Annotated in this window: 19 protein-coding genes; 12 read left to right on the plus strand and 7 right to left on the minus strand. The window is 67.6% G+C overall.

Going from position 1 to position 24,069, the window contains the following annotated elements; translation table 11 throughout:
- Positions 1-142 precede the first annotated feature (142 nt).
- The gene (locus ACW173_RS02685) at positions 143-1,765 is read left to right on the plus strand and encodes a family 43 glycosylhydrolase (protein ID WP_492083354.1); all 1,623 of its coding nucleotides are present in this window, start codon (positions 143-145) and stop codon (positions 1,763-1,765) included.
- Positions 1,765-2,625: a rhamnogalacturonan acetylesterase gene (locus ACW173_RS02690; protein ID WP_492083355.1), complete on the plus strand. Its 861-nt coding sequence runs from the start codon at positions 1,765-1,767 to the stop codon at positions 2,623-2,625. Before ACW173_RS02685 ends, ACW173_RS02690 begins: the two co-directional genes overlap by 1 nt.
- 11 nt (positions 2,626-2,636) lie before the next feature.
- Here ACW173_RS02690 and ACW173_RS02695 read toward each other — a convergent pair whose 3' ends face one another.
- The 3 genes from ACW173_RS02695 to ACW173_RS02705 form a co-directional block, all read right to left on the minus strand.
- Positions 2,637-4,334, minus strand: a complete 1,698-nt coding sequence (locus ACW173_RS02695) for a hypothetical protein (RefSeq protein WP_492083356.1) — start codon at positions 4,332-4,334, stop codon at positions 2,637-2,639.
- 96 nt (positions 4,335-4,430) lie between these two features.
- Positions 4,431-5,108 carry a M23 family metallopeptidase gene (locus tag ACW173_RS02700; RefSeq protein WP_492083357.1) on the minus strand — a complete coding sequence of 226 codons (678 nt, stop codon included), beginning with the start codon at positions 5,106-5,108 and terminating at the stop codon, positions 4,431-4,433.
- 130 nt (positions 5,109-5,238) lie between these two features.
- Positions 5,239-5,835, minus strand: a complete 597-nt coding sequence (locus ACW173_RS02705; RefSeq protein ID WP_492083358.1) for a TetR/AcrR family transcriptional regulator — start codon at positions 5,833-5,835, stop codon at positions 5,239-5,241.
- 185 nt (positions 5,836-6,020) lie between these two features.
- On the opposite strand from ACW173_RS02705, the gene ACW173_RS02710 reads away from it, so the two are divergent.
- The 3 genes from ACW173_RS02710 to ACW173_RS02720 are packed head-to-tail and all read left to right on the plus strand — an operon-like array spanning position 6,021 to position 11,776.
- Positions 6,021-7,175, plus strand: coding sequence for an efflux RND transporter periplasmic adaptor subunit (locus tag ACW173_RS02710; RefSeq protein ID WP_492083359.1), 1,155 nt, complete (start codon positions 6,021-6,023; stop codon positions 7,173-7,175).
- A 12-nt stretch (positions 7,176-7,187) separates the two neighbouring features.
- A complete protein-coding gene (locus ACW173_RS02715; RefSeq protein WP_492083360.1) occupies positions 7,188-10,367 on the plus strand; it encodes an efflux RND transporter permease subunit in 3,180 nt (1,059 codons plus the stop codon).
- A 2-nt stretch (positions 10,368-10,369) separates the two neighbouring features.
- Complete coding sequence (locus ACW173_RS02720) at positions 10,370-11,776, plus strand: efflux transporter outer membrane subunit (protein WP_492083361.1); 1,407 nt, start codon at positions 10,370-10,372, stop codon at positions 11,774-11,776.
- A gap of 219 nt (positions 11,777-11,995) precedes the next feature.
- Here the strand turns inward: ACW173_RS02720 and ACW173_RS02725 are convergent, their stop codons facing one another.
- A complete protein-coding gene (locus ACW173_RS02725; RefSeq protein ID WP_492083362.1) occupies positions 11,996-12,307 on the minus strand; it encodes a lipocalin-like domain-containing protein in 312 nt (103 codons plus the stop codon).
- A gap of 47 nt (positions 12,308-12,354) precedes the next feature.
- Here ACW173_RS02725 and ACW173_RS02730 point away from each other — a divergent pair, with 47 nt between their 5' ends.
- Positions 12,355-12,453 (plus strand): CGNR zinc finger domain-containing protein, encoded by a 99-nt coding sequence (locus ACW173_RS02730; RefSeq protein WP_492085871.1) that lies wholly within the window; start codon positions 12,355-12,357, stop codon positions 12,451-12,453.
- On the opposite strand, the gene ACW173_RS02735 is transcribed toward ACW173_RS02730, so the two are convergent.
- The gene (locus tag ACW173_RS02735) at positions 12,450-12,917 is read right to left on the minus strand and encodes an Lrp/AsnC ligand binding domain-containing protein (RefSeq protein ID WP_454714191.1); all 468 of its coding nucleotides are present in this window, start codon (positions 12,915-12,917) and stop codon (positions 12,450-12,452) included. The genes ACW173_RS02730 and ACW173_RS02735 overlap by 4 nt on opposite strands.
- A gap of 447 nt (positions 12,918-13,364) precedes the next feature.
- Here ACW173_RS02735 and putA point away from each other — a divergent pair, with 447 nt between their 5' ends.
- From putA to ACW173_RS02765, 6 genes are all read left to right on the plus strand, one after another.
- The gene (gene putA / locus ACW173_RS02740; protein WP_492085873.1) at positions 13,365-16,454 is read left to right on the plus strand and encodes a bifunctional proline dehydrogenase/L-glutamate gamma-semialdehyde dehydrogenase PutA; all 3,090 of its coding nucleotides are present in this window, start codon (positions 13,365-13,367) and stop codon (positions 16,452-16,454) included.
- A 37-nt stretch (positions 16,455-16,491) separates the two neighbouring features.
- On the plus strand, positions 16,492-16,746 hold the full coding sequence (locus tag ACW173_RS02745; protein ID WP_492083363.1) for an antitoxin: 255 nt from the start codon (positions 16,492-16,494) through the stop codon (positions 16,744-16,746).
- A 4-nt stretch (positions 16,747-16,750) separates the two neighbouring features.
- Positions 16,751-17,032, plus strand: a complete 282-nt coding sequence (locus tag ACW173_RS02750; RefSeq protein ID WP_492085875.1) for a type II toxin-antitoxin system RelE/ParE family toxin — start codon at positions 16,751-16,753, stop codon at positions 17,030-17,032.
- Positions 17,033-17,089: 57 nt separating this feature from the next.
- On the plus strand, positions 17,090-18,454 hold the full coding sequence (locus tag ACW173_RS02755) for an alpha/beta hydrolase family protein (RefSeq protein WP_492083364.1): 1,365 nt from the start codon (positions 17,090-17,092) through the stop codon (positions 18,452-18,454).
- Between the two features lie 96 nt (positions 18,455-18,550).
- Positions 18,551-19,888, plus strand: coding sequence for a glycoside hydrolase 5 family protein (locus ACW173_RS02760; RefSeq protein WP_492083365.1), 1,338 nt, complete (start codon positions 18,551-18,553; stop codon positions 19,886-19,888).
- Between the two features lie 301 nt (positions 19,889-20,189).
- Complete coding sequence (locus tag ACW173_RS02765) at positions 20,190-21,818, plus strand: carboxylesterase/lipase family protein (RefSeq protein ID WP_492083366.1); 1,629 nt, start codon at positions 20,190-20,192, stop codon at positions 21,816-21,818.
- Here the strand turns inward: ACW173_RS02765 and ACW173_RS02770 are convergent.
- A complete protein-coding gene (locus tag ACW173_RS02770; protein ID WP_492083367.1) occupies positions 21,799-21,954 on the minus strand; it encodes a hypothetical protein in 156 nt (51 codons plus the stop codon). The genes ACW173_RS02765 and ACW173_RS02770 overlap by 20 nt on opposite strands.
- 90 nt (positions 21,955-22,044) lie before the next feature.
- On the minus strand, positions 22,045-23,958 hold the full coding sequence (locus ACW173_RS02775; RefSeq protein ID WP_492083368.1) for a sialate O-acetylesterase family protein: 1,914 nt from the start codon (positions 23,956-23,958) through the stop codon (positions 22,045-22,047).
- Between the last annotated feature and the right edge of the window lie 111 nt (positions 23,959-24,069).

Genomic DNA, 24,069 nt, shown 5'->3' on the forward strand with positions numbered 1-24,069 from the left:
GCGGAACGTTGTTAAAGCCCGTTGTAGCGCTTCTGAAAAACTTCATAGAAATCAACTGCAACAAAGTATGACACCGGTGGACAGCGTCACCGGCTTGCCGCTAAGTGACCGCAACCAAAGTACTCGTCGGGAGGAACACCCCATGGTCGATATCAATCGTCGCGGCGCGCTGGGCTCGCTGCTGACCGGCGCCGGCCTGGCCGCCCTGCCCGCCACGGTAGAGGCCAGGCAGATGGGCCTCTTGCCCGCCAAGGCGACCACCGGCCCGACCTGGGTCAAGGGCGTCGAAGGCCAGCGCAAGGCCGACTTGGGCGACGGCACGTTCCTGAACCCGATCCTGGCCGGCGACCATCCCGACCCGTCGATCCTGAAGGACGGCGACGACTACTACATGACCCACTCGTCGTTCGACGCCTATCCGGGCCTGCTGATCTGGCGCTCCAAGGACCTGGTGAACTGGACGCCGGTCACCACCACGCTGAAGACCAATGTCGGCTCGATCTGGGCGCCCGAGATCTGCAAGCACAAGGGCCGCTACTACATCTACCTGCCGGCCAAGATGCCCAACAACAACACCAGCTACGTGATCTGGGCCGATAAGATCGAAGGCCCGTGGTCAGAGCCGGTAGACCTGAAGCTGCCCCGCTACATCGACCCCGGCCACATCGTCGACGAGAAGGGCGACCGCTGGCTGTTCCTGTCGGGCGGCGACCGCATCAAGCTGGCGCCCGACGGCCTGTCGACGGTCGGCAAGCCCGAGCACGTCTATGATCCGTGGCGCTACCCGGACACCTGGGACGTCGAGGGCTTCTCGCCCGAAGGCCCCAAGGTCATGAAGCGCGGCGAGTACTTCTACATGATCACCGCCGTGGGCGGCACGGCGGGACCGCCGACCGGCCACATGGTCATCGTGGCCCGCGCCAAATCGCTGGCCGGCCCTTGGGAGGACCATCCGCGCAACCCGATCGTGCGCACCGTCGACAACAGCGAGAAGTGGTGGTCGCGCGGCCACGCCACGCTGGTCGAGGGGCCGACGCCGGGCGACTGGTGGACCGTCTACCATGGCTACGAGAACGGCTATTACACCCTGGGCCGCCAGACCCTGCTGGCCCCGGTCACCTGGACCGACGATGGCTGGTTCGACGTGGGCGGCGGCGACCTGTCCCAACCCATCCCCAAGCCCAAGGGCGGCAAGGCCGGCCCGCACGGCATGGCGCTGTCGGACGACTTCTCCACCGACAAGTACGGCGTGCAGTGGAACTTCTTCGACCCCAAGCCGGGCGAGCACCAGCGCCTGACCCGCGCCAATGGCGTCATGACCCTGAAGGGCGCCGGCGAGGCCCCGTCCAGCGGCGCGCCGCTGATCTTCGTCAACGGCGACCAAGCCTATGAGATCGAGTGCGAGATCGACATCGATCCCGACACCCGCGCCGGCCTGATCCTGTTCTACGACCGCCAGCTCTATTGCGGCCTGGGCTTCGACGCCAAGAACTTCGTCACCCACCAGTACGGCATCGAGCGCGGGCGTCCCGCCAACCCGCACGGGTCGAAGATGTTGATGAAGCTGATCAACACCCGCCACATCGTCAGCTTCCACACCAGCGGTGACGGCGGCCAGACCTGGAAGCGCTTCGACCGCGGCATGGAAGTCAGCGGCTACCACCACAATGTGCGCGGCGGCTTCCTGATGCTGAAGCCGGGCCTGTACGCGGCCGGCAAGGGCTCCGCGCGGTTCAAGAACTTCAAGTATCGGGCGCTGGACTGATGCGCGGCGCCTTCCTCGCGGCGGCGCTGATCGCGGCGCCGTTCGGGGCTCAGGCCCAGGCCGCCGAACCCATGTTCAAGGCCCCGAAGATCGTCCTCGTGGGCGATTCCACCACGGCCGTGAACAGCGGCTGGGGCGGCAGCTTCTGCGCCCGGCACGTCAACTCGAACGTCGCCTGCGTGAACCTGGGACGCGGCGGGCGCTCCACCCGGACCTATCGCGAGGAGGGCTCGTGGGCCCTGGCCCTGAAGGAGATGACGTCTGGGGGCTTTACCAAGACCTACGTCCTGATCCAGCTGGCCCACAACGACCAGCCGGGCCGGCCCGAGCGCTCGACGGACCTGGCGACCGAGTTTCCGGCCAACATCAGGCGCTTCGTCGACGAGGCCCGCGCGGCCGGCGCGACGCCGGTGCTGCTCACCCCACTGATCCGTCGCCAGTTCAAGGACGGCCAGGTCCATGACGACCTGGCCCCCTGGGCCGACGCGATCCGCAAGGTCGCCGCCGAGGCCAGGACGCCGCTCGTCGACCTGCACAAGCTGTCCAAGGACGCCGTCCAGGCGATGGGCCCGGGCGAGGCGTTGAAGCTCGGCGAAGCCCCGCCGCCGGCCGATGTCGCGGTGGCCGCCAAGTCCGGCACCACCACCGGCGCGGCCTTCTATGAACCCGCCATCCCCGGCGCCGTCGTCCCGCCGCGTCCGCCAGCGGCTCCGCCCTCGCCGCCCTCGGCCATGGGCAGCTTCAAGCCGGTGTTCGACTACACCCACGTGGGCGCCGAGGGCGCGGACTACTTCTCGGCCATTGTGGCGAAGGCGCTGGCGGAGGTCGTGCCGGAGCTGGGCCGGCAGCTGCTCCCGTGACGTCCAGCGCGCTAGCCGCCGAAGATGAAGTCCGCCTTGTAGTACCCCTTGGCGGGGTCGAGGATGTCGATCGCGAACGGCGCGGCGCCATCGGCTAGGTCTGCCAGCCAAGCGTCGTTTGCTCTGGCCATTACGCCGACATCGGCTTTAACCGCTTCGGCGAGCAGCCAACCGACCATAGCGGCCTTGGTCCCAATCCCGCTCGTACCGTCGCCGCCATAGCTTGCGAAATAGCCCACTCGACTGTCGATTAGGGCATGAACCTTCGCGTCCGTCGGTGTGCCACCGAAGATCGCGAGGTAGGCTTTCCGGGTCGCATCGAATAGCGACAGGGACCCGTAGTCCGTTGTGAACTTGGCGGCACCTTCGCCCACCTTGCCTAGATTGACCGCAAAGTTGATGTAGCGGTTCTCCAAGTTGAAGGACTGATAATAGGTGCCGTTGAGATTGTTAGCATTCGGTCCAGTCGGCGAGACAAGATAGTCGATCCCAGCTTGGCCAGGAATTTTCCCCGTGAAGAACTCATAGGCTAGTGTTGCTACGCTCGTGCTCGCGCCGGCAGCTTTTACGATCTCCTGAAGCGCACCTTGGGCCGTCAAGTCGCCTAAGGCCAACCCGCCAGCCAGGCGCGCGGCAAGCGTCGCATTGTCATCGGACGTAGCGCTTCCCCTAAGAATGCTCGTGATTTGCGTGGAGAGGGTGGTAGGGATTTGGATGAACTGGGCTATGGGCGCGGCGAGCTTGTCCGAGAATTCAAGCGCTTCAATGTTCGTCAGAACGTCCACGCTATCGTACCCGCGCACCTCCCATCCCTGCTTAGTCGCCGTCACCACATAGTTGGACTGCCGACCAGCGAAGACCGCCACGTCGTAGCCGCTCCCGCCGTCGAGCTTGTTATTTCCGCTCCGGCCGATCAGCAGGTCGGAGCCGTCGCCTCCGCTCAAAACGTCATCGCCATTGCCGCCATCCAGGACGTCGTTCCCGCCCATGCCATTTAGGATGTCATTCCCACCGTTGCCCGATAGGAAGTCGGCGAGCGTGGTTCCGGTCCGAGTGTCATCTCCATCAGACCCGAAAGTCATGCCCGGCGCGGAAGGCGACAGGGAAACCGTGTAGTCGCCCGTCGCAATCGCGTTGTACGAGGCGCCGCCGACGCTGAAAAAGTATGTCCCGACCGGCAGGCTGAGAAACTGCAGGACCATGGACTGGCTGCTGCTCATCGACTCTCTGCTGGAGCCGTCCGCGTTGTAGATTTCGTAGCCGCCCACGCCATGCATGACGAGCAGATGCGGAGACCCATCCGAAACCAGACGGAACCAGTCCCGATCGTTCAACGCATTGATACGGCCCGAAACCAGAGTTCCATCCGTCGGGATCACCGCGGCCGCGGACGTATCGCCACGGTAATCGTCCGCAACAACCGCGATCTTATAGAGCGTCGTCTGAGTGATTGCGCCGTAGGTGGCCGTCACCTCCACCTCATAGATGTTGTCTCCCCCGACATCCGCCGGATGAGCAAAGTCAGGTCGCTGGCTGAACGATAGCCGGGTGGCGCTTGGCAACTGGTTGCCGTCGCGACCAAGGGTGAACAGCGCCTGATCCGCGCCGCCGGTAATCGAATAGATAACGGTCTGGGCACCCGGGATGTAGATCGTGGTCGCGGACGTCTCGCCACTTAGCGCCGTCACGCTCGTGATATTGTCGGCCATCCGCCCCCCTTGGCGGCTCTGACGAGCCGCTGAATGACTCGACAATAGCGAGCCTCACATTAGGACCGCAACTCGATGACTGCCGACTTTTGAGGACTAGTCCCCTGAAGCCTCGGCCTCCGCCACCGCCACCATCGTCGGCGCGATCAGCCCCGCCGCGTTCACCCGATCCCCGCCGGGGGCCAGGATCTCCAGGTGCACGTGGTCGGTGATGCCGGGGTAATGGTCCTGCAGGCTCTCGACCTTGCCGATCGTGTCGCCCAGGCGGACCGTTTGGCCCAGCTCAACACCCGGGCTCACGTAGAAGGCGCGGGCGGCGTAGCCCAGCGCCGGATTGGTGATCTCGACGAACTTCAGCTCGGTGTCGCCGGCATAGGCGTAGCCGATCTTGGTGACGTAGCCCGACATCGGGGCGTGGACGGCCTGGCCGGCCTGGGCGATGTAGTCGACGCCCTCGTGGGCGCGGGTTCCGCCGTCGCGGCGGGCGCCAAACTCGCCGTCGCCGAAGTCGTCGTGGCCGCGCGGGGCCGCGCCGGTGGGATTGGCGAAGTCGCTGGCCCCGTCGCCGTCGATGTCGGCGCCTTTCCAGACCAGCTGCATGACGGGCTTGGCCTTGGCCGGGGCGATGCTGGCCAGCAGCTTGACGATCGGCAGCTGGGTCGGCTGGCGCGAGACCGGGCGCTCCATGGCCGCCACCACCATCGGCGCGAAGACAACCGCCAGGCCCAGGGCGCAGCGCAGGGCGGCGGACGTCTTCGCGATCGATGCGGTCATGGGAGACTTTCCGCCGTTGAACCAATGGCCGGCAGATATGGATTGGTTAACGCGCCTCCGCCATGCGACCGGACGTCGCGAAAATTCATGCTTAAGCTATGAATTCATTGGCGAATTTCCGCCACAACCCCTAGCTCAGCAGGTGCCGGATGGTCGAGCGCAGGACCGCCGTCAGGGCCTCGCGGTTGAGGTCGGGGTGGTTGACCGCGCGCATCAGCAGGCCGTCGAAGATCAGGCCGATGACCTCGCATCGGGCCTGGAACTCGTCCTCGCTCCATTCGGGCTTGCGGTCGCGCTCCATCATGGTCCTGGCCAGTGCGCGTTCCTGCTGGTCGGCCTCGCGGACGATGGCGGCGACCTTGGGATTGCGGGCCGCCTCGGCCACGACCTCAAGGGCCAGGGCCGCGCGGCGCTGGTCGAAACACTTGTCGACGCCTTCGGGCAGGTGCTCGTCGATGGCGTCGCCCAGGGTGCCCGGGCGGCTCTCCATCTCGGCGAACTTGTCGCGCATCTCGGCCAGGTCCTGGGCCACGATGGCGGCGATGATCGCTTCCTTGTTCTCGAAATATCGGTAGATCTGCCCGACGCTGAGACCGGCGGCCTTGGCGATGTCCGCCATGCTGGCGCCATGGAAGCCCGACTGCCTCACGCGCTCGCAAGCCGCGTCCAGAATCTGCTGACGACGCGATTCCGGCGAAGGACGACCCGATTGTGTCTCGTCAACCATTGAAAATTCCGGTCGGCATTACATTTCCGTTAGGTCAGCCGAAGCTTTTGCTGGGGAGGTTGACTTGCGACAGTACCGCTCCTATGTCCAGCCCGCTTGAGAATGAACGTTCATTCTCAGATTGTTCATCATGCCGGCTTCGTCAAGAGCAATAGCTCACGCAGCCATCGCATCCGGGGTCAAATATGCACTTCCAACGCTCCGCCACGGTCGCGACCGTGGGGCTCGCCGCCATCGCCCTCACCCTCGCGGCCTGTGGCCAGAAAGGCGGCGCCGGCGGCATGGGCGCTGGCGGCCCGACCGAGGTCGGCTACGTCGTCGCCCAGAGCCAGCAAGTCGGCCTAACCAGTGAGTTGTCCGGCCGCACCTCGGCCTATCTGGTCTCGGAAGTGCGCCCGCAGGTGGGCGGCGTGATCAAGTCGCGCCTGTTCCAGGAAGGTTCGTTCGTCCGCGCCGGCCAGTCACTGTACCAGATCGACCCGGCGACCTATCAGGCCAGCGTCAACAGCGCCGCCGCCGCCCTCGCCCAGGCCCAGGCGACCGCGACCGCCGCCAAGCTGAAGGCCGACCGCTACAAGACCCTGGTCGAGAGCGGCGCGGTCTCCAAGCAGGACAATGACGACGCCCAGGCCGCCGCCGCCCAGACGGCCGCCGCCGTGGCCGTTCAGAAGGCCGCGCTGGACACCGCCCGCATCAACCTGAACTACACCAAGGTCGCGGCGCCGATCTCGGGCCGCATCGGCAAGAGCGCCGTGACGCCGGGCGCCCTGGTCACCGCCAGCCAGGCCACGCCGCTGGCGACGGTGCAGGACCTGTCGAAAGTCTATGTCGACCTGACCCAGACCTCGGCCGAGCTGCTGAAGCTGCAAGCTCAGTTCAACAGCGGCAAGCTGGGCCGTTCGGGCTCGGCCCGGGTGACCCTGAAGCTGGAAGACGGCTCGACCTATCCCGTCGCCGGTCGCCTTGAGTTCTCGGACGTGACCGTCGATCCGACCACGGGCTCGGTGGTGCTGCGCGCCATCTTCGACAACCCCAACGGCGTGCTGCTGCCGGGCATGTACGTCCGCGCCGTGCTCGACAAGGGCGTGGCCAACGGCGGCATCCTGATCCCGCAGGCCGCCGTCAGCCGCGATCCGAAGGGCAACGCCATCGTCCAGATCGTCGACGCCAAGGGCGCGGTCTCGCCGCGTCCGGTCACCGCCTCTCAGACGGTCGGCGACAAGTGGCTGATCACCAGCGGCCTGAACGTCGGCGACAAGGTCATCGTCGAAGGCCTGCAGAAGGTCCGCCCCGGCGCGCCGGTCAAGGCCGTCCCCATCACCGCTCAAGCTCAACGCTAAGGCCGGCCCGTCATGCTTTCCCGCTTTTTCATCGACCGGCCTATCTTCGCGTGGGTCGTCGCGATCGTGATCATGCTGGCGGGGGCCTTGGCCATCCGCACGCTGCCGATCGCCCAGTATCCCGACATCGCCCTGCCCCAGGTCTCGGTCAGCGCCATCTATCCCGGCGCCTCGGCCAAGACCGTCGAGGACAGCGTCACCCAGGTCATCGAGCAGAAGATGAAGGGCCTGGACGGCCTGGATTACATGTCGTCGACCAGCGACAGCTCGGGCGCGGCCACCACGACCCTGAGCTTCAAGGCCGGCACCAACATCGACATCGCCCAGGTGCAGGTCCAGAACAAGCTGCAGACGGCCACCGCGCTCCTGCCGCAGGAAGTGCAGCAGCAGGGCCTGACCGTCGCCAAGTCGGCGCGGAACTTCCTGCTGATCGTCGGCATGTATTCCGATGACCCGAAGACCACCAACACCGACCTGGCCGACTATATCGCCAGCAACCTGCAAGACCCCCTGAGCCGTGTCGACGGCGTGGGCGAGGTCCAGCTGTTCGGCGCGCAATACGCCATGCGTATCTGGCTGAACCCCAACCAGCTGACCAGCTACAACCTGACCCCCGCCGACGTCATCGCCGCGATCAAGGCTCAGAATGCCCAGGTCTCGGCCGGCCAGCTGGGCGGCGTGCCCAACCTGCCCGGCACCGCCTTGAACGCCACGATCACGGCCCAGTCGCGCCTGACCACTCCGGCCCAGTTCGAGGACATTATCGTCAAGAACAGCCCCGGCGGCGCCACCGTTCACCTGCGTGACGTCGCGCGGGTCGAGCTGGGCGCGGAAAGCTACGGCTTCGGCGCCAAGTACAACGGCAAGCCCGCCGCCGGCCTGGCCATCCGCCTGGCCCCGGGCGCGAACGCGCTGAACACCGCCGACGCCATCAAGTCGCGGATGGCCCAGCTGGAGAAGAACTTCCCGGCCAACTTCCGCTATGTGATCCCCTACGACTCGACGCCGTTCGTGAAGCTGTCGATCGAGGAAGTGGTCAAGACCCTGCTCGAAGCCATCGTGCTGGTCTTCATCGTCATGTTCCTGTTCCTGCAGAACTGGCGCGCCACCCTGATCCCGACCATCGCCGTGCCGGTGGTGCTGCTGGGCACCTTCGGGGTGCTGTCGCTGTTCGGCTACTCGATCAACACCCTGACCATGTTCGGCCTGGTGCTGGCCATCGGCCTGCTGGTCGACGACGCCATCGTCGTGGTCGAGAACGTCGAGCGCGTGATGGAAGAAGAGGGCCTCAGCCCCGTCGAGGCCACCCGCAAGTCGATGAACGAGATCACCGGCGCGCTGATCGGTATCGCCCTGGTGCTGTCGGCGGTGTTCGTGCCCATGGCGTTCTTCGGCGGCTCGCAAGGCGTGATCTACCGTCAGTTCTCGATCACCATCGTCTCGGCCATGGGCCTGTCGGTGCTGGTCGCCCTGATCCTGACCCCGGCCCTGTGCGCCACCCTGCTCAAGCCCGTCGAGAAGGGCCACAAGGAGCACAAGACCGGCTTCTTCGGCTGGTTCAACCGCAGCTTCGACGACGTTAGCGGCCGCTATCAAGGCACGGTCCGCAACCTGCTCGGCAAGAGCGGTCGCTGGATGGTCGCCTATGGCGTGGTCATCCTGGTCATGGGCTTCCTGTTCATCCGCCTGCCCAGCGCCTTCCTGCCCGAGGAAGACCAGGGGACGATGTTCACCATCGTCCAGCTGCCGCCCGGCGCGCCGGAAGAACGCACTCAGGCCGTGCTCGACACCGTGCGCAGCCACTTCCTGGTCGACGAGAAGGAGTCGGTTCAGGCCGTCTTCACCGTCGCCGGCTTCAGCTTCGCCGGCGCCGGCCAGAACGCGGGCCTGGCCTTCATCCGCCTGAAGGACTTCGAAGAGCGCAAGGCCGCCAATCTCAAGGCCCCGGCCATCGCCGGCCGCGCCATGGGCAAGTTCATGCAGATCCGTGACGCCATGGTCTTCGCGATCGTGCCGCCGGCCGTGCCGGAACTGGGCACTTCGTCGGGCTTCGACTTCCAGCTTCAGGACATCGGCGGCGTCGGCCACGAGGCCCTGGTCGCCGCGCGCAACCAGGTGCTGGGCATGGCCGCCCAGGATCCGACCCTGGCCGGGGTTCGCCCCAACGGCCAGGACGACACTCCGCAGCTGAAGATCGACATCGACCAAGCCAAGGCCGGGGCGATGGGCCTGACCACCGCCGACATCAACGCCGCGCTCAGCGCCGCGTGGGGCGGCGCCTACGTCAACGACTTCATCGATCGCGGCCGGGTCAAAAAGGTCTATGTCCAGGCCGACGCGCCCTACCGCATGCGTCCGGAAGACCTGAACAACTGGTACGTCCGCACCAGCAGCGGCACGATGGCGCCGTTCTCGTCGTTCGCCACCACGCACTGGATCTACGGCTCGCCGCGCCTGGAGCGCTACAACGGCCTGTCGTCGCTGAACATCCAGGGCTCGCCGGCCCCGGGCAAGAGCTCGGGCGACGCGATCAAGGCCATGGAAAAGATCGCCGCCCAGCTGCCCCCGGGCATCGGCTACGAGTGGACCGGGCTGTCGGCCCAGGAACTGGAGTCTGGCAACCAGGCGCCCGCCCTGTACGGCATCTCGATCCTGGTGGTGTTCCTGCTGCTGGCGGCCCTCTACGAGAGCTGGTCGATCCCGCTGTCGGTGATCATGGTCATCCCGCTGGGCATCGTCGGCGCCCTGCTGGCAACCACCCTGCGCGGCCTCAGCAACGACATCTACTTCCAGGTCGGCCTGCTGACGACCATGGGCCTGGCGTCCAAGAACGCCATCCTGATCGTCGAGTTCGCCAAGGACCTGTACGAGAAGGGCATGGGCCTGGTGGAGGCGACGGTCGAGGCCGTCCGCATCCGCCTGCGGCCGATCATCATGACCTCGCTGGCCTTCGTGTTCGGCGTGCTGCCCCTGGCCATCTCCAACGGCGCGGGCTCGGGCAGCCAGCACGCGATCGGCACCGGCGTGATCGGCGGCATGCTGTCGGCCACCATCCTGGCGATCTTCTTCGTCCCGCTGTTCTTCGTGCTGGTCGAGCGGATCTTCAAACCCAAGCACAAGGGCCCACAAGAACGGGGCCATGACGAAGCCGTCGCCGCCACCGGCGAAGCTCCGTCGACGGAGGCCCACTGATCATGCCGCGTAACCTCACCCTGATCCTGCTGGCCTCCACGGCGGTCAGCGCCTGCACCATGGCCCCGGACTACAAGCGTCCGACCCTGCCGGTGGCCCAGGCCTGGTCCACGCCGAGCGCCGAGCCCGCGGCTTCCGTCTCGGCCGCCGACCTCGACTGGCGCCAGGTGCTGGTCGATCCGCGCCTGCAAGGCGTGGTCGACCTGGCCCTCAAGCAGAACCGCGACCTGCGCGTGGCGGTGCTGAACATCGAGAAGGCCCGCGGCCAGTACGGCGTCCAGCGCTCGGCCCTGTTCCCGGGCATCAACGGCACGCTCAGCGAGCAACGCAGCCACACCCCGGCGGCGACCTCGCAGATCGGCACGGCGATGGAGATCGAGGCTTATACCGCCACGATCGGATTCACGGCCTATGAGCTGGACCTGTTCGGCCGCGTCCGCAGCCTGAACGCCCAGGCCCTGCAGGCCTTCCTGGCCCAGCGGGAGACCGCCCGCTCGGTGCGCGTCAGCCTGATCGCCGAGACGGCCAACGCCTGGCTGACCCTGGCCGCCGACCAGGAACGCCTGACCCTGGCCCGGAGCACGCTTGGCACCCGCGAGGACACGCTGCGCCTGACCCAGCAGCAGGTCGATGGCGGCGTCGGCTCGCTGGCGACCCTGCGCAACGCCCAGGTCCAGGCCGAAACGGCCCGCAGCGACGTGGCGGTCTACACCGCCCAGGTCGCCCAGGACCTCAACGCCTTGACCCTGCTGACCGGCGGCAATGTGCCCGACACGCTGCTTCCCTCGGCGGACTTGGCCTCGGCGCAGATCCTGGCCGACCTGCCGGCGGGCGTGCCGTCGGACGTGCTGGCGCGTCGTCCCGACGTGCTGGCGGCCGAGCATCAGCTGCAGGGCGCCAACGCCAATATCGGCGCGGCCCGCGCGGCCTTCTTCCCGCGCATCGCCCTGACCGGCTCGTACGGCTCGGCCAGCGGCGACCTGGACGGGCTGTTCAAGGGCGGCACCAAGGCCTGGAGCTTCACGCCCTCGATCACCCTGCCGATCTTCGCCGGCGGAGCCAATGTGGCCAATCTGAGCGTCTCGAAGGCCAACCGCGACATCGCCGTGGCGACCTACGAGAAGTCGGTGCAGACGGCGTTCCGCGAGGTCTCCGACGCCCTGTCCGTGCGCCAGACGGTCACCGACCGCCTGACCGCCCAGGAGCGCCTCGTGGTGGCGGCCACCGACAGCCAGCGCCTGTCGCAGCAGCGCCGTGACGCCGGCCTCGACAGCGCCCTGACGCTGCTGGACAGCCAGCGCACGCTGTACTCGGCCCAGCAGGGCCTGATCACCGCGCGCCTAGCCCGGGCCACCAACCTGGTCACTCTCTACAAGACCCTCGGCGGCGGCGCTCCGGCCGCCTCGTAAGTCGGAGCGTGGCTCGCCACGCTCCTGTTCTTTGAAACGAGCCTGTTTATCCATTTCGGATCGCGGATCCGAAATGGACAGGCTCTACAGCCCTTCCCCGGAGGCCCATCCGGGGAAGTTCGCTGGCCATCATCCCCCACCCCGATGGTCGCGAACGGAACGGGCGTGCTCCTCCCCCCATCCCTGGAGCCGCCCGTTCCACCCAGTTTCGGACGCTGCCTACCGCTCCCGCTTCCACTCCGAGATCGGCACGTTGCCATCTGGCGCGGCCGGGACGCGCGAGCCTAGGGCGTCGCCCTCGAGCTCGTAGGTCCGGCGCTGGGTCGTGCCCTCCCAGTTCTTGAACGACGCGCCCTCGATCTTGAACACCAGCTGGTGGGCGGCTTCGTCGAGGGTGATCACGCCGTAGTGGGTCGAGGAGCCCGGGGCGGCGTCGGCATATTCCTGCGGCGCGCCACGCTTCTTGTCGCCCGAGGCGAAGCCGGGTGCGCTCGCTCTTGAAGATCCGCAGGCTGTAGCGGCCGGTCGCATCGACGATCAGCCGGCAATGTCAGGGGCCGGTCCGCGCCATTCTGTTCCTGGATACGTCCCGCAAGGGCGACCGCCGCTGGTGCTCGATGAGCGCTTGCGGCAACAGGGCCAAGGTCGCGGCCTTCCGGGAGCGGGAAAAGCGCTAGAGCGGCAGTTGCACGGTGCTCTTGACCTCCTCGAGCACCGCATAGGTCCGCGTCTCGCGCACGCCGGGCATCTTGACCAGAATGTCGCCCAGGAAGTTCCGGTACGCCTCCATATCACGCACCCGGGCCTTGATCAGGTAGTCGAAGCCGCCGGCCACCATGTGGCATTCCAGGATCTCGGGCGCGCGGCGAACGGCGGCGGCGAAGTCCTCGAACACCTCGCCCGTCGTGCGCTCCAGCACCACCTCGACGAAGATCAGCAGGGCGCGGTCGACCTTGGCCGGGTCCAGCAGGGCCGCGTAGCCGGTGATGTAGCCGCGCTCGCGCAGGCGGCGCACGCGATCGAAGGTGGCCGCCGGCGACAGGTTGCAGCGTTTGGCCAGCTCGGCGTTGGTGATGCGGCCGTCGGCCTGCAGAACCTTCAACAGCCGGCGATCGGTGTCATCCAGAGCGGAAATGGACATGGCGCGATTTCCCCGAAGAAGCTTCGAAAAGTAGCGCTCACAAACGTAGCACCTTCGGCAAGCTTAGCGTTACACCTCCAATCGTTCCAGTGCTGCTTGCGCTCCCCTCCTCCTGAAGGCGTGAGCGGCCCGGTCAGCCACCGGTCGTCTGGAACCTACGCGACGCCCATCCCCCCTCCCCCAGGGCGTCGCGCAAGAGAGGAAGGGGTGCGAGCGCTCCCCCCAAAAGCCGCACCCCTTCCTCCCTCCCCACTTTCGGCCTCCCCACTTCCAGAGCATGCTCGCCGCGCATTTGCCGCGTCACGCGGTCGCGCCCGCTGGAGCGGATGAACGTTTTTCGCGCTTTCACCGAAGAAGATACGGACCGCCACTTCAACAAACGAAGCACCTTCTGTCGAAGCCAAGTTAGACCGATGATATTCTAACGAAGGACCGACCATGACCGACTTGGCCCATTGGGACAGCCTGGATAACGGCAAGTATCGCGATGAGACCGCCGTGATCGCCGACCTGCTGGCCGCCAAGCCCTTGTCCAGCGAGGACCGCGCCGCCGTCCGCGCCGAGGCCGAGGCCCTGGTCCGCGGCGCCCGCCGCAGCGTCCGCAAGCAGGGCGTGGTCGAAAGCTTCCTGCAGGAATTCAGCCTGGGCACCCGCGAGGGCCTCGCGCTCATGTGCCTGGCCGAGGCCCTGCTGCGCACCCCCGACGACGACACCCGCGACAAGCTGATCGCCGAAAAGATCGGCTCGGCCGACTGGGCCAGCCACCTGGGCGGCAGCGACAGCCTGTTCGTCAACGCCTCGACCTGGGGCCTGATGCTGACTGGCAAGATCGTCGAGCCCGACGACGAGGCCAAGAACGACCTTCCGGGCTTCATCAAGAAGCTGGCCGGCCGCGTGGGCGAGCCGGTGATCCGCGCCGCCGTCGGCCAGGCCATCCGCATCATGGGCGAACAGTTCGTCCTGGGTCGGACGATCGAGGCCGCCATCAAGCGCGCCGCCAACGAAGACACCATGTGCTCGTTCGACATGCTGGGCGAAGGCGCCCGCACCGCCGCCGACGCCGAACGTTATGAAAAGGCCTATGCCGACGCGATTCAGACGGTCGGCAAGCTGTCGAAGGGCGCCGGTCCGGAAGCCGGTCACGGCGTGTCGGTCAAGCTGTCGGCCCTGTGCCCGCGCTACGAAGCCACGCACGAGGACCGCGTGTGGGAGGAGCTCTATCCCCGCACCCTGCGCCTGGCCTTGATCGCGGCCCGTCACAACATCAACTTCACCATCGACGCCGAAGAGGCCGACCGCCTGGCGCTGTCGCTGAAGCTGTTGGACCGCCTGTGCCGCGAGCCGGAGCTGGGCCAGTGGACGGGCCTCGGTTTGGCCGTCCAAGCCTATCAGAAGCGCTGCGGCGAGGTGATCGCCCGTCTGAAGACGCTCTCGGAAGAGACCGGCCGTCGCCTGATGGTCCGTCTGGTCAAGGGCGCCTATTGGGACAGCGAGATCAAGCGCGCCCAGGTCGCCGGCCGTCCGGACTATCCGGTCTATACGACCAAGCCGGCCACCGACCTGTCGTACCTGGTCTGCGCCAAGGCCCTGATCGAGGCCGCTCCGCACCTCTACGCCCAGTTCGCCACCCACAACGCCCACACCCTGGCGGCCGTGGTCCGCATGGCCAAGAACGCCGGCGTCCGTATCGAGCACCAGCGCCTGCACGGCATGGGCGAGGCTCTGTATAAGGCCGCCGACGACCTCTATGACGGCATCACCCTGCGGGCCTATGCGCCCGTCGGCGGTCACGAGGACCTGCTGCCCTATCTGGTCCGCCGCCTGCTGGAGAACGGCGCCAACACCAGCTTCGTCCACGCCCTGCTGGACGAGCGCGTCCCGGTCGAGAAGGTCGTCACCGACCCGATCGACACCGTCGAAGCCCACCCCGAACGCCACGCCAAGATCCCGACGCCAATCGAGGTCTACGGCCCGCGCCGCAAGAACAGCGCCGGTCTGGACCTGTCGGTGAAGGCCGACCGCGAACGCCTCGAAACGGCCGTCGCCGCCCTGGACGGCGTGACCCTGTCGGCCGGCCCGCTGGTCGGCGGCAAGGTCACGGCCGGCGGCCCGCCGCTGGCGGTCGTCGCCCCCGCCGACGAGCACAAGACCGTCGGCGCGGTCTCCGAAGCCCAGATCCCGCAGATCGACGAGGCCTTCCGCCTGGCTCGCGCCTCGCAACCGGCCTGGGACCAGGCCGGCGGCCCGGCCCGCGCCAAGGTCCTGCGCGCCATGGCCGACGCGCTCGAGAGCAACATCGACCGCCTGATCGCCATCCTGGCCCGCGAAGCCGGCAAGACCCTGAGCGACGGCGTCGCCGAGGTCCGCGAGGCCGTCGACTTCTGCCGCTACTACGCGGCGCTGGCCGAGGATCAGTTCGGCGCTGGCGAGGTTCTGAAAGGTCCGGTCGGCGAGACCAACACCCTGCGCCTGGCCGGGCGCGGCGTCTTCGTCTGCATCAGCCCGTGGAACTTCCCGCTGGCCATCTTCACCGGCCAGATCGCCGCCGCCCTGGCCGCCGGCAACGCCGTGCTGGCCAAGCCCGCCGAGCAGACCCCGCTGATCGCCTTCGAGGCCGTGAAGCTCTATCACGCCGCCGGCCTGGACTCGCGCCTGCTGGCCCTGCTGCCGGGCCGCGGCGAGACCGTCGGCGCGGCCCTGACCAGCCACGAGGGCCTGGACGGCGTGGCCTTCACCGGCGGCACCGACACCGCCTGGCGCATCAACCAGACCCTCGCCCAGCGCCAGGGCCCGATCGTGCCGTTCATCGCCGAGACCGGCGGTCTCAACGGCATGTTCGTCGACACCACCGCCCAGCGCGAGCAGGTCATCGACGACGTCATCGTCTCGGCCTTCGGGTCCGCCGGCCAACGCTGCTCGGCCCTGCGCTTGCTGTTCCTGCCGGAGGACACCGCCGAGCACATCATCGACGGCCTGAAGGGCGCCATGGACGCCCTGGTCGTCGGCGACCCGGCCCTGGCCGTCACCGACGTCGGCCCGGTCATCGACGCCGAGGCCAAGGACGCTCTGGAGAAACACCACGTCCGCCTGAAGAAGGAGGCCAAGGTGCTGCATGCGCTGGCCGCGCCGGCCGACGGGACCTTCTTCGCCCCGGTCCTGGCCGAGATCCCCGCCGCCGACTTCCTGGAGCGCGAGGTGTTCGGCCCGATCCTGCACGTGGTCCGCTACAAGCCAGAGCACCTCAACGAGGTCGCCGGCGCCCTGGCGGCCCGCCGCTACGGCCTGACCCTGGGCATCCACTCGCGGATCGAGAGCTTCGCGGCCGACGTCCAGCGCCTGGTCCCGGCTGGCAACGCCTATGTCAACCGCTCGATGACCGGCGCTGTCGTCGGCGTCCAGCCGTTCGGCGGCGAGGGCCTGTCGGGCACCGGCCCCAAGGCTGGCGGCCCCCACGCCCTGCTCCGCTTCGCCGTGGAACGCGCGACCAGCGTCAACATCACCGCCCAGGGCGGCGACCCGGCGCTGTTGAATCTCTGATCTTGACCTCGAAGGCCATGGGCGAGACCCTTCGTCCATGGCCGACGGTTTCGACATCCACATTAGCGCTGAGCAAGCCGAAAAGCTGAAGGCTTTGGCGGATCACTTGGATATGTCTCCGGAAGACTACGCCACGCTCCTGATTGATCGCGAAATCGAACTGGCCGCCAATCCGACGATTGATCCCGATCCGGCCATCGATCGCGCCATCCTCGATCAAGCCAAGCGCACGGGCGAGCTGACCCCCTGGACCGAAGTGCGCGACCGCCTTCTGGCGCGCCACCGTCGCTAGCCCTCTGCACCGCCAACTCTACTTCTCGGCGGCGGCAGAGCTCGACATCGAGCGGCTTCACGACTGGCTCTTCGAAAAGAACCCTCATGCCGCGCTGAGGTTGATCTCGGTCCTGGATGTCCATTTCGCAGCCTTGGTCGACTACTCGGAACGCGGGCGGCCGGTCGGCGAAGGGATCCGGGAGTTGGTCGTGCCATTCGGTGGCGCACGCTATGTGATCCGCTACGAGGTCGATGCGGACAGTGTCTCGATCTCGCGGATCTGGCATGGCCTTGAGCGACGGTAGACGCCAGGCTCTCCCCATGATCATCCTCCCCCAAAGTCCGGGGAGTCCTAGAGCCACATGCGTTTCCTGCCTCGCGCCGCGTTCGCCGCCGCCCTGCTCGCGCCCGCCATCGCCTCCGCCCAGATCGCGCCGGTCGCCGGCGACTGGTACGGGACCCTGGACGTCGGGGTGAAGCTGCCGCTGGTCTTCCACTTGCAGGCCGACGGGACCGCCAGCGTCGACAGTCCGGCCCAGAAGGCGGCCGGCCTGAAAGCGACCGCGACCCTGGCCGGCGACCAGCTGACCGTCACCCTGACCACGCCGGCCGCAACCTACGAAGGCACGGTCGCCTCCGACCGCAAGTCGATCTCGGGCGAGTGGGTGCAGAACGGCGGACGCCTGCCGCTGCGGCTGGAGCGCACGCCGCGGGCCATCGTCGCGCCCAAGCGACCGCAGACGCCCAAGCCGCCCTTCCCCTACCGCGCCGAGGATGTCGCCTACACGAACCCGGCCTCGGGCCTGACCCTAGCCGGGACCCTGACCCTGCCGCCGGGCGAGGGGCCGTTCCCGGTGGCCCTGCTGATCACCGGCTCGGGCCCGCAGGACCGCGACGAGACCCTGTTCGACCACAAGCCGTTCCTGGTGCTGGCAGACGCCCTGACCCAGCGCGGCGTGGCGGTGCTGCGCGTCGACGATCGCGGGGTCGGCGGCTCGCAGCCCGGCGATTTCGCCAAGGCCACCACGCTGGACTTCGCCACCGACGTCGCCGCCGGGGTCGCTTATCTCCGCGGCCGCAAGGACATAGACCCGGCGCGCGTCGGCCTGATCGGCCACAGCGAAGGCGGGATCATCGCGCCGCTGGTCGCCGCCAAGGATCCGCGCCTCGCCTTCATCGTGCTGATGGCCGGCACGGGCGTGCCCGGCGATCAGGTCCTGCCCCGGCAGTATCACGACATCTACGTGTCCTCGGGGGCCGGAGAGAAGGCCGCCAGCCAGCAGGCCAAGCTGGTCGAGACCGCCAACGCCATCGTCCGGGCCGAGCCCGACGAGGCCAAGGCCAGGCCGCAGCTGCTCAAGCTGTTCTCCGGAGGCGGCAATCCGCAGGCGGCCGAGGGCAACGCCGCCCTAATCAACTCGGCCTGGTATCGCACCTTCCTGACGGTGGACCCCGCCCAAGCCCTGGCCCAGGTCCGCGCGCCGGTCCTGGCGATCAACGGCGCCAAGGACATGCAGGTCTCGGCGGCGGTGAACATCCCGGCGATCAAGGCGGCCCTGGCCGGCAATGCCGACGCGACGACCCTGGTGCTGCCGGACCTGAACCACCTCTTCCAGACCGCCCGCACCGGCGCGCCAGGCGAGTACCCCAATATCGAGGAAACCATCGCCCCGAACGCGCTCGCGACGATCGTCGACTGGACCGTCGCTCACACAGCGAAGCGCTGAGATCGGCATTTCTTTCATCATCTTTATTTAATCGCCTTTCCCCTCGGCCCGCCCTCGGCTAGGCTCCCGTAAAACAAGGTTACGGGGGACTCCAGGATGCTCAGCAGACGCTTTCTCTTGGGCGGCGCGGCCGCCGGCCTGCTCGCCGCGCCGGCCTTCGGCGCAGCCAAGAAACCGGCCGCCCCGCCTAGAGGCTTCGTCGCGGTCAAGGACGGCCGCCTGGTCCTGGACGGCAAGCCCTACCGCTTTACCGGCGCGAACCTGTGGTACGGCGCTTGGCTGGGCTCGCCTGGCGCCACGGGCGACCGCGAACGCCTCAAGCGCGAACTGGACCGGCTGAAGGCCCTGGGCGTCACCAACCTGCGGGTGCTGGGCGCGGGCGAGCGCTCGCCCGCCAAGGCCGCCGTCGCCCCGACCTTCCAGGAAAAGCCCGGCGTCTACGACCAGGACCTGCTGAAGGGCCTGGACGTCCTGCTGGCCGAGATGGCCGCGCGCGACATGAAGGCGGTGATCTACGTCAACAACTTCTGGGACTGGTCTGGCGGCATGCCGGCCTATCTGAACTGGGTCGGCAATGGCCCCTGGTTCCAGCAAGGCGACCCGGCCCATCCGTGGCCGGAGTTCCCGGACTATTCGGGCCGCTTCTACGGCGACCAGAAGGCCAACGCCCTGTTCCGTCGTTACCTGATGGGGCTGGTCGGGCGGCGGAACAGTGTCACCGGCAAGGCCTATCGCGACGACCCGACCATCATGGCCTGGCAGCTGGCCAACGAGCCGCGCCCGGGCGGCACCGATGAGTTCGGTAACAAGAACCTGCCGACCTACTACAAGTGGATCAGCGAGGTCTCGACGATCATCAAGACCCTGGATCCCAAGCACCTGGTCAGCACCGGCAGCGAGGGCAGCATGGGGTGCCTGCACAGCGAGACCTGCGTGGTCGAGGCTCACAAACCCGCGACCATCGACTACCTGACCCTGCACGTCTGGCCCAACAACTGGGGCTGGATCGACGTCAAGAACCAGCCCGCCACCTATGCCGACGGCGAGGCCAAGTGCCGCGACTATGTCACCCGCCACATCGCCCTGGCCAAGTCGATGAACAAGCCGCTGGTCATCGAGGAGTTCGGCCTGATCCGCGAAGAGCGGTCATTCGTGCCGAACTCGCCCACCGCGGACAAGGACCGCTTCTACAAGACCATCTACGGCCTCGCGCTGGACGACATGAAGGCGGGCGGCCCGATCGCCGGCACCAACTTCTGGGCCTGGAACGGCGAGGGCCGCGCCCAGCACCCGGACGCCTGGTTCGTACACGGCGACAAGAGCTTCGTCGGCGACCCGCCCCAGGAGGAGCAGGGCCTGTACGGCGTCTTCGACAACGACGCCTCGACCAAGGCCGTGATCGCCGACCACGCCGCGGCGGTGGCGGCGCTCTAGGGGACTACGTTCGTAAATTTCATCTTGATCACAGCTCGCCGGGCGGTCATCACGGCCCAGGACATCAAGCCCTTGAAGCCTGTCGCCTGCCCCGACGAGTAGCGCGGCCACCCGCGCCACTGCCCCCGGTGGGCGGGCGGGCTCGAAAAGCTTCCGCGATTGTTGTCCAACACGATCGCCCCCGTTTTGCTCGCGCTGCGCGTAAGCCTAGCCAATAGCGACCGAATTAGTGGATTGTCACCGGTGTCACCCATGCTACCGCTAAGGCAAATCGTGCGTTAGACGCGCCGGAGGAAGCCCAGTGGATACCGCCCCCAACCCCAGTATTTTGGCCCGCCGCACCCTGATCACCGGGGCCGCCGCCCTGGCCGCCTTCGCCGCCCTGCCCAGCGCCGGCTTAGCGGCCGAGAAGCGCTCGCCGGTGATCAAGACCACCGCCGGCAAGGTGCGCGGCTATGTCGACGGTGAGATCAGCGTGTTCAAGGGCCTGCGCTACGGCCAAGACACCGGCGGCGAGCGGCGCTTCGCGGTCCCCGTGAAGCCGCAGCCCTGGACCGACGTGAAGGACGCCCTGACCTATGGCGCGTCCTGTCCGCAGGGGAAAAGCGAGGATGAGGCGCAGTCCGAGGACTGCCTGTTCCTGAACGTCTGGACTCCTGCCAAAGCCTCGAAAGCGGGCCTGGCCGACGGCGGCAAGCGGCCGGTGATGTTCTATATCCACGGCGGCGCCTACAACACCGGCTCGGGCTCGAGCCCCTGGTACGAAGGCACGAAACTCGCCAAGCGCGGCGATGTCGTGGTGGTCACCGTCAACCACCGCCTGAACGCCTTCGGCTACCTGTACCTGGCCCGCCTGTTCAATGACCCGTCGGTGGCCGACAGCGGCAATGCCGGCCAGCTGGACCTGGTCCTGGCCCTGCAATGGGTGCGGGACAACATCGCGCAGTTCGGCGGCGATCCCGAACGGGTGATGCTGTTCGGGCAATCGGGCGGCGGCGCCAAGATCGCCACCCTGATGGCCATGCCGGCCGCCAAGGGTCTGCTGCATCGCGCCGCCACCATGAGCGGCCAGCAGGTCACCGCCGGCGGCCCGTTCAACGCCACCAAGCGCGCCAAGGCCTTCATGGACAAGGTCGGCGCCAAGGACTTGGCCGCCCTGCGCGCCCTGCCCCTGGAGAAGATGGTGGAGGGCCTGCGCGCCACCGACCCGATCGCCGGCCAGGGCGGCGTCTATATGGGTCCGGTGCTGGACGAACGGTCGCTGACCCGCCACCCGTTCTTCCCCGACGCCTCACCCGTGGGCCTCGGCGTGCCGATGATGTGCGGCAACACCCACGACGAGACCAAGGGCTTCATCGGCTTCGACGCCAAGGCCTTCCCCAAGACCTGGGACGAGGTGCTGGCCAAGCTGCCCAGTCAGTTCGCCGGCCGCATCGACATCGATCCCGAGACGGTGATCGCCTTCTACCGCCAGACCTATCCGAACTATTCGCCGTCGGACGTCTATTTCGCCGCCTCGACGGCCGGCCGCTCGTGGAAAGCCGCGATCATCCAGGACGAGGAGCGGGCCAAGGCCGGCGCGCCCGCCTACGCCTATCAGGTCAATTGGAAGTCGCCCAAGGACGGCGGCATCTTCGGCGCGCCGCACACCATCGACATCGGCCTGGTGTTCGGCACGCTGGACGCCAAGGGCTCGATCGTCGGCACGGGCCCGGAGTCGGTGGCCATGTCGAACACGATGAGCGACGCCTTCGTCAATTTCGCCCGCACCGGTGATCCGAACGGCGGCGCCCTGCCCAAGTGGGAGCCCTACACCCTGCCCCGCCGCCAGACGATGATCTTCGACAACACCTCGCGGATGGAAGACGACCCGCGCGGCGCCGAGCGCGAGTTCTTCAACCGGGTGCCTTTCACTCAGTTCGGGACCTGAGCTCGTAGGGGAGGATCGGCGGCAGGTGCTGGACGAGGATACGGGCGGTGACGCCGGAATCGGCCTCGATCGGCGGCGGCTCGCCGAACACGGCCGCCCACAGTTCGATCCACTCCTGACGCTCCTCGTAGGTCACTGACACGCTCCTCACTGAGAGCGAAATGTCATTGCTAACAAGGAGTTGCTGGTTAATGGAGGGCTAACCAAGGAATCGTGCTGAAGCTTTCTACGGCAACTGCAATTCAAACGGCGTCGCCGGCAGGCCGGTCGCGCCGAACAGGTTGATGATCGGGCTGTCGGCCCAGGCGTAGCGGACCTTGGTCGCGCCAGCGCCGCCGACGAGGCGTAAAGTTGCGCCTTCCACGCTCGCGTCGACGAACCGGCACGCCGCCGGATCGCACAGCTCGAAACCGATCGGGCGGGCCGCGCCGTAGACCACGGCCGGCTGGTCCAGGGCCACCACCACGTCGGCGCCCTCACGGCGGGCTGAAAGCGGGGCGGGGCCCGAAGCCACGACGGCCTCGCCATAGGCCAGCTCGCGCGCCAGCAGGGCCAGGCGCTGACCGACCCGCGTCTTGTCGGCCGGGTGAATGTCGTAGGGCGAGCCGATGTCGACCGCGCTGGCCATGCCGACCATCGGATCGGCGGCCGCCACCCGGCGCTGGACGTCGCGCAGAGCGGCCCAGTCGGAATGGTCCGTGCCTGGCTTCCGCGGACCGAAGGCGGCGAGCTGCACCAGCAGGAACGCCTCCGCGCCAAAGGCTTTTCGCCAGTCGGCGATCATGGCCGGCATCAGGCGGGCATATTCGCCAGCCTCGGTGACATTGGCCTCGCCCTGGTACCAGGCGAAACCCTTGAGGCCGTACGGGACCAGAGGAGCGATCATGCCGTTGCGCAGGGTCGAGAGGCCGCTGGCCCCCAGCCATGGCGCGTTGGGCGGCAGGGACGTCTCCGACAGCGGCGCGGCGATCTTGTAGCGCCAGGTTCCGCTGAGTGGGACGACCGCTCCGTCGTCCAGCTTCAGCCCCTTGTCGGCGGCCTTGCCCCAGGTCCCGCCGCCGCCGCCGGAGTCGATGGCGCGGACAGCGATGAGGTTGCGGCCGGCCTTCAAGGTCCCCGGCGCGATCCTGTAGTTACGCGGCCCGTTCCAGCTCTGCGTCGCGCCGACCTCGCGGCCGTTGACGAAGGTGGTGTCCATGTCGTCCACGGGGCCCAAGGCGAGGGTCGAGCCTTGGGCGGCCTGGGCCTTGGTCAGGGTGACCTCGGTGCGCAACCAGATGGTCCCGTCGAAGGTCTTGAGCGCCGGCGTGGAGTCCTCCCAGAAGGCCTCCATCGGCATGGTTTTCCAGGCCCGGTCGTCGAGGTCCGAACGCATGCCGTCATTGGCCGCGCCCAGCTTGGCGGCCGCCCAGCGGTCCAGCAGCGCCGCCCACTTAGCCTGGCCCACGGCCGGGTCGCGGGCGTAATCGTCGAGGACCGCCAGGCCCTCGTCATAGGTCTTGAGCGCCGAGAGGCCCTCGCGGCTGATCCAGTCCTGGATCACCGAACCGCCCCAGGTGGCGTCGATCAGGCCGATCGGGACGTTCGTGGATTTCCGCAGGTCCTTGCCCAGGAAGAAGCAGGCGGCGCTGAACTCGGCCGCGCTCGTGGGCGTGGCGGCCTTCCAGACGACGCCCGCCGGCAGGTCGTCTTGCGGCGCGGGCGTGCTGATCTTGCCGGTCTGCAGCAGGCGGATATCGGGGTCGGCCGCGGCGGCCACCTCGCTGTCGCCGGCCAGGGTGCGGCGCAGCGGATATTCCATGTTCGACTGGCCAGAGCACAGCCAAACGTCGCCCATGACCAGGTCGGAGACGATCTGGCGCTCAGGGCCCGCCTGGACCGTCAGGGTCAGGGCCGGACCACCACCCGAACGCGCCGGCAGCACCGCGCTCCAACGGCCTTGCGCATCGGCCGTGGCGCTGACGCCAGTCCCGGAGAGATCGACGCTGACCGCCGTGTTCGGCGCCGCGCGACCCCACACCCGGATAGGCTGGTCGCGCTGCAACACCGCGTGGTCGCTGAAGACGGAGGCTAGCGGCGCGGCGATGGCTTGGGAGGCAAAGCCCAATGCGGTGGCGAGGATCAGAGCTTTCAGCCGCATGGGTCTTTCCTTCTTTACCTCCCAAACCCCGTCTTCCCGGCGAAAGCCGAGACCCAATTACAGCCTGAGCTTTGGACCAGTCCGGCTCCACTCAGCCCTATGATCTGGGCC

The sequence above is a fragment of the Caulobacter sp. ALps2 genome (assembly GCF_058681635.1).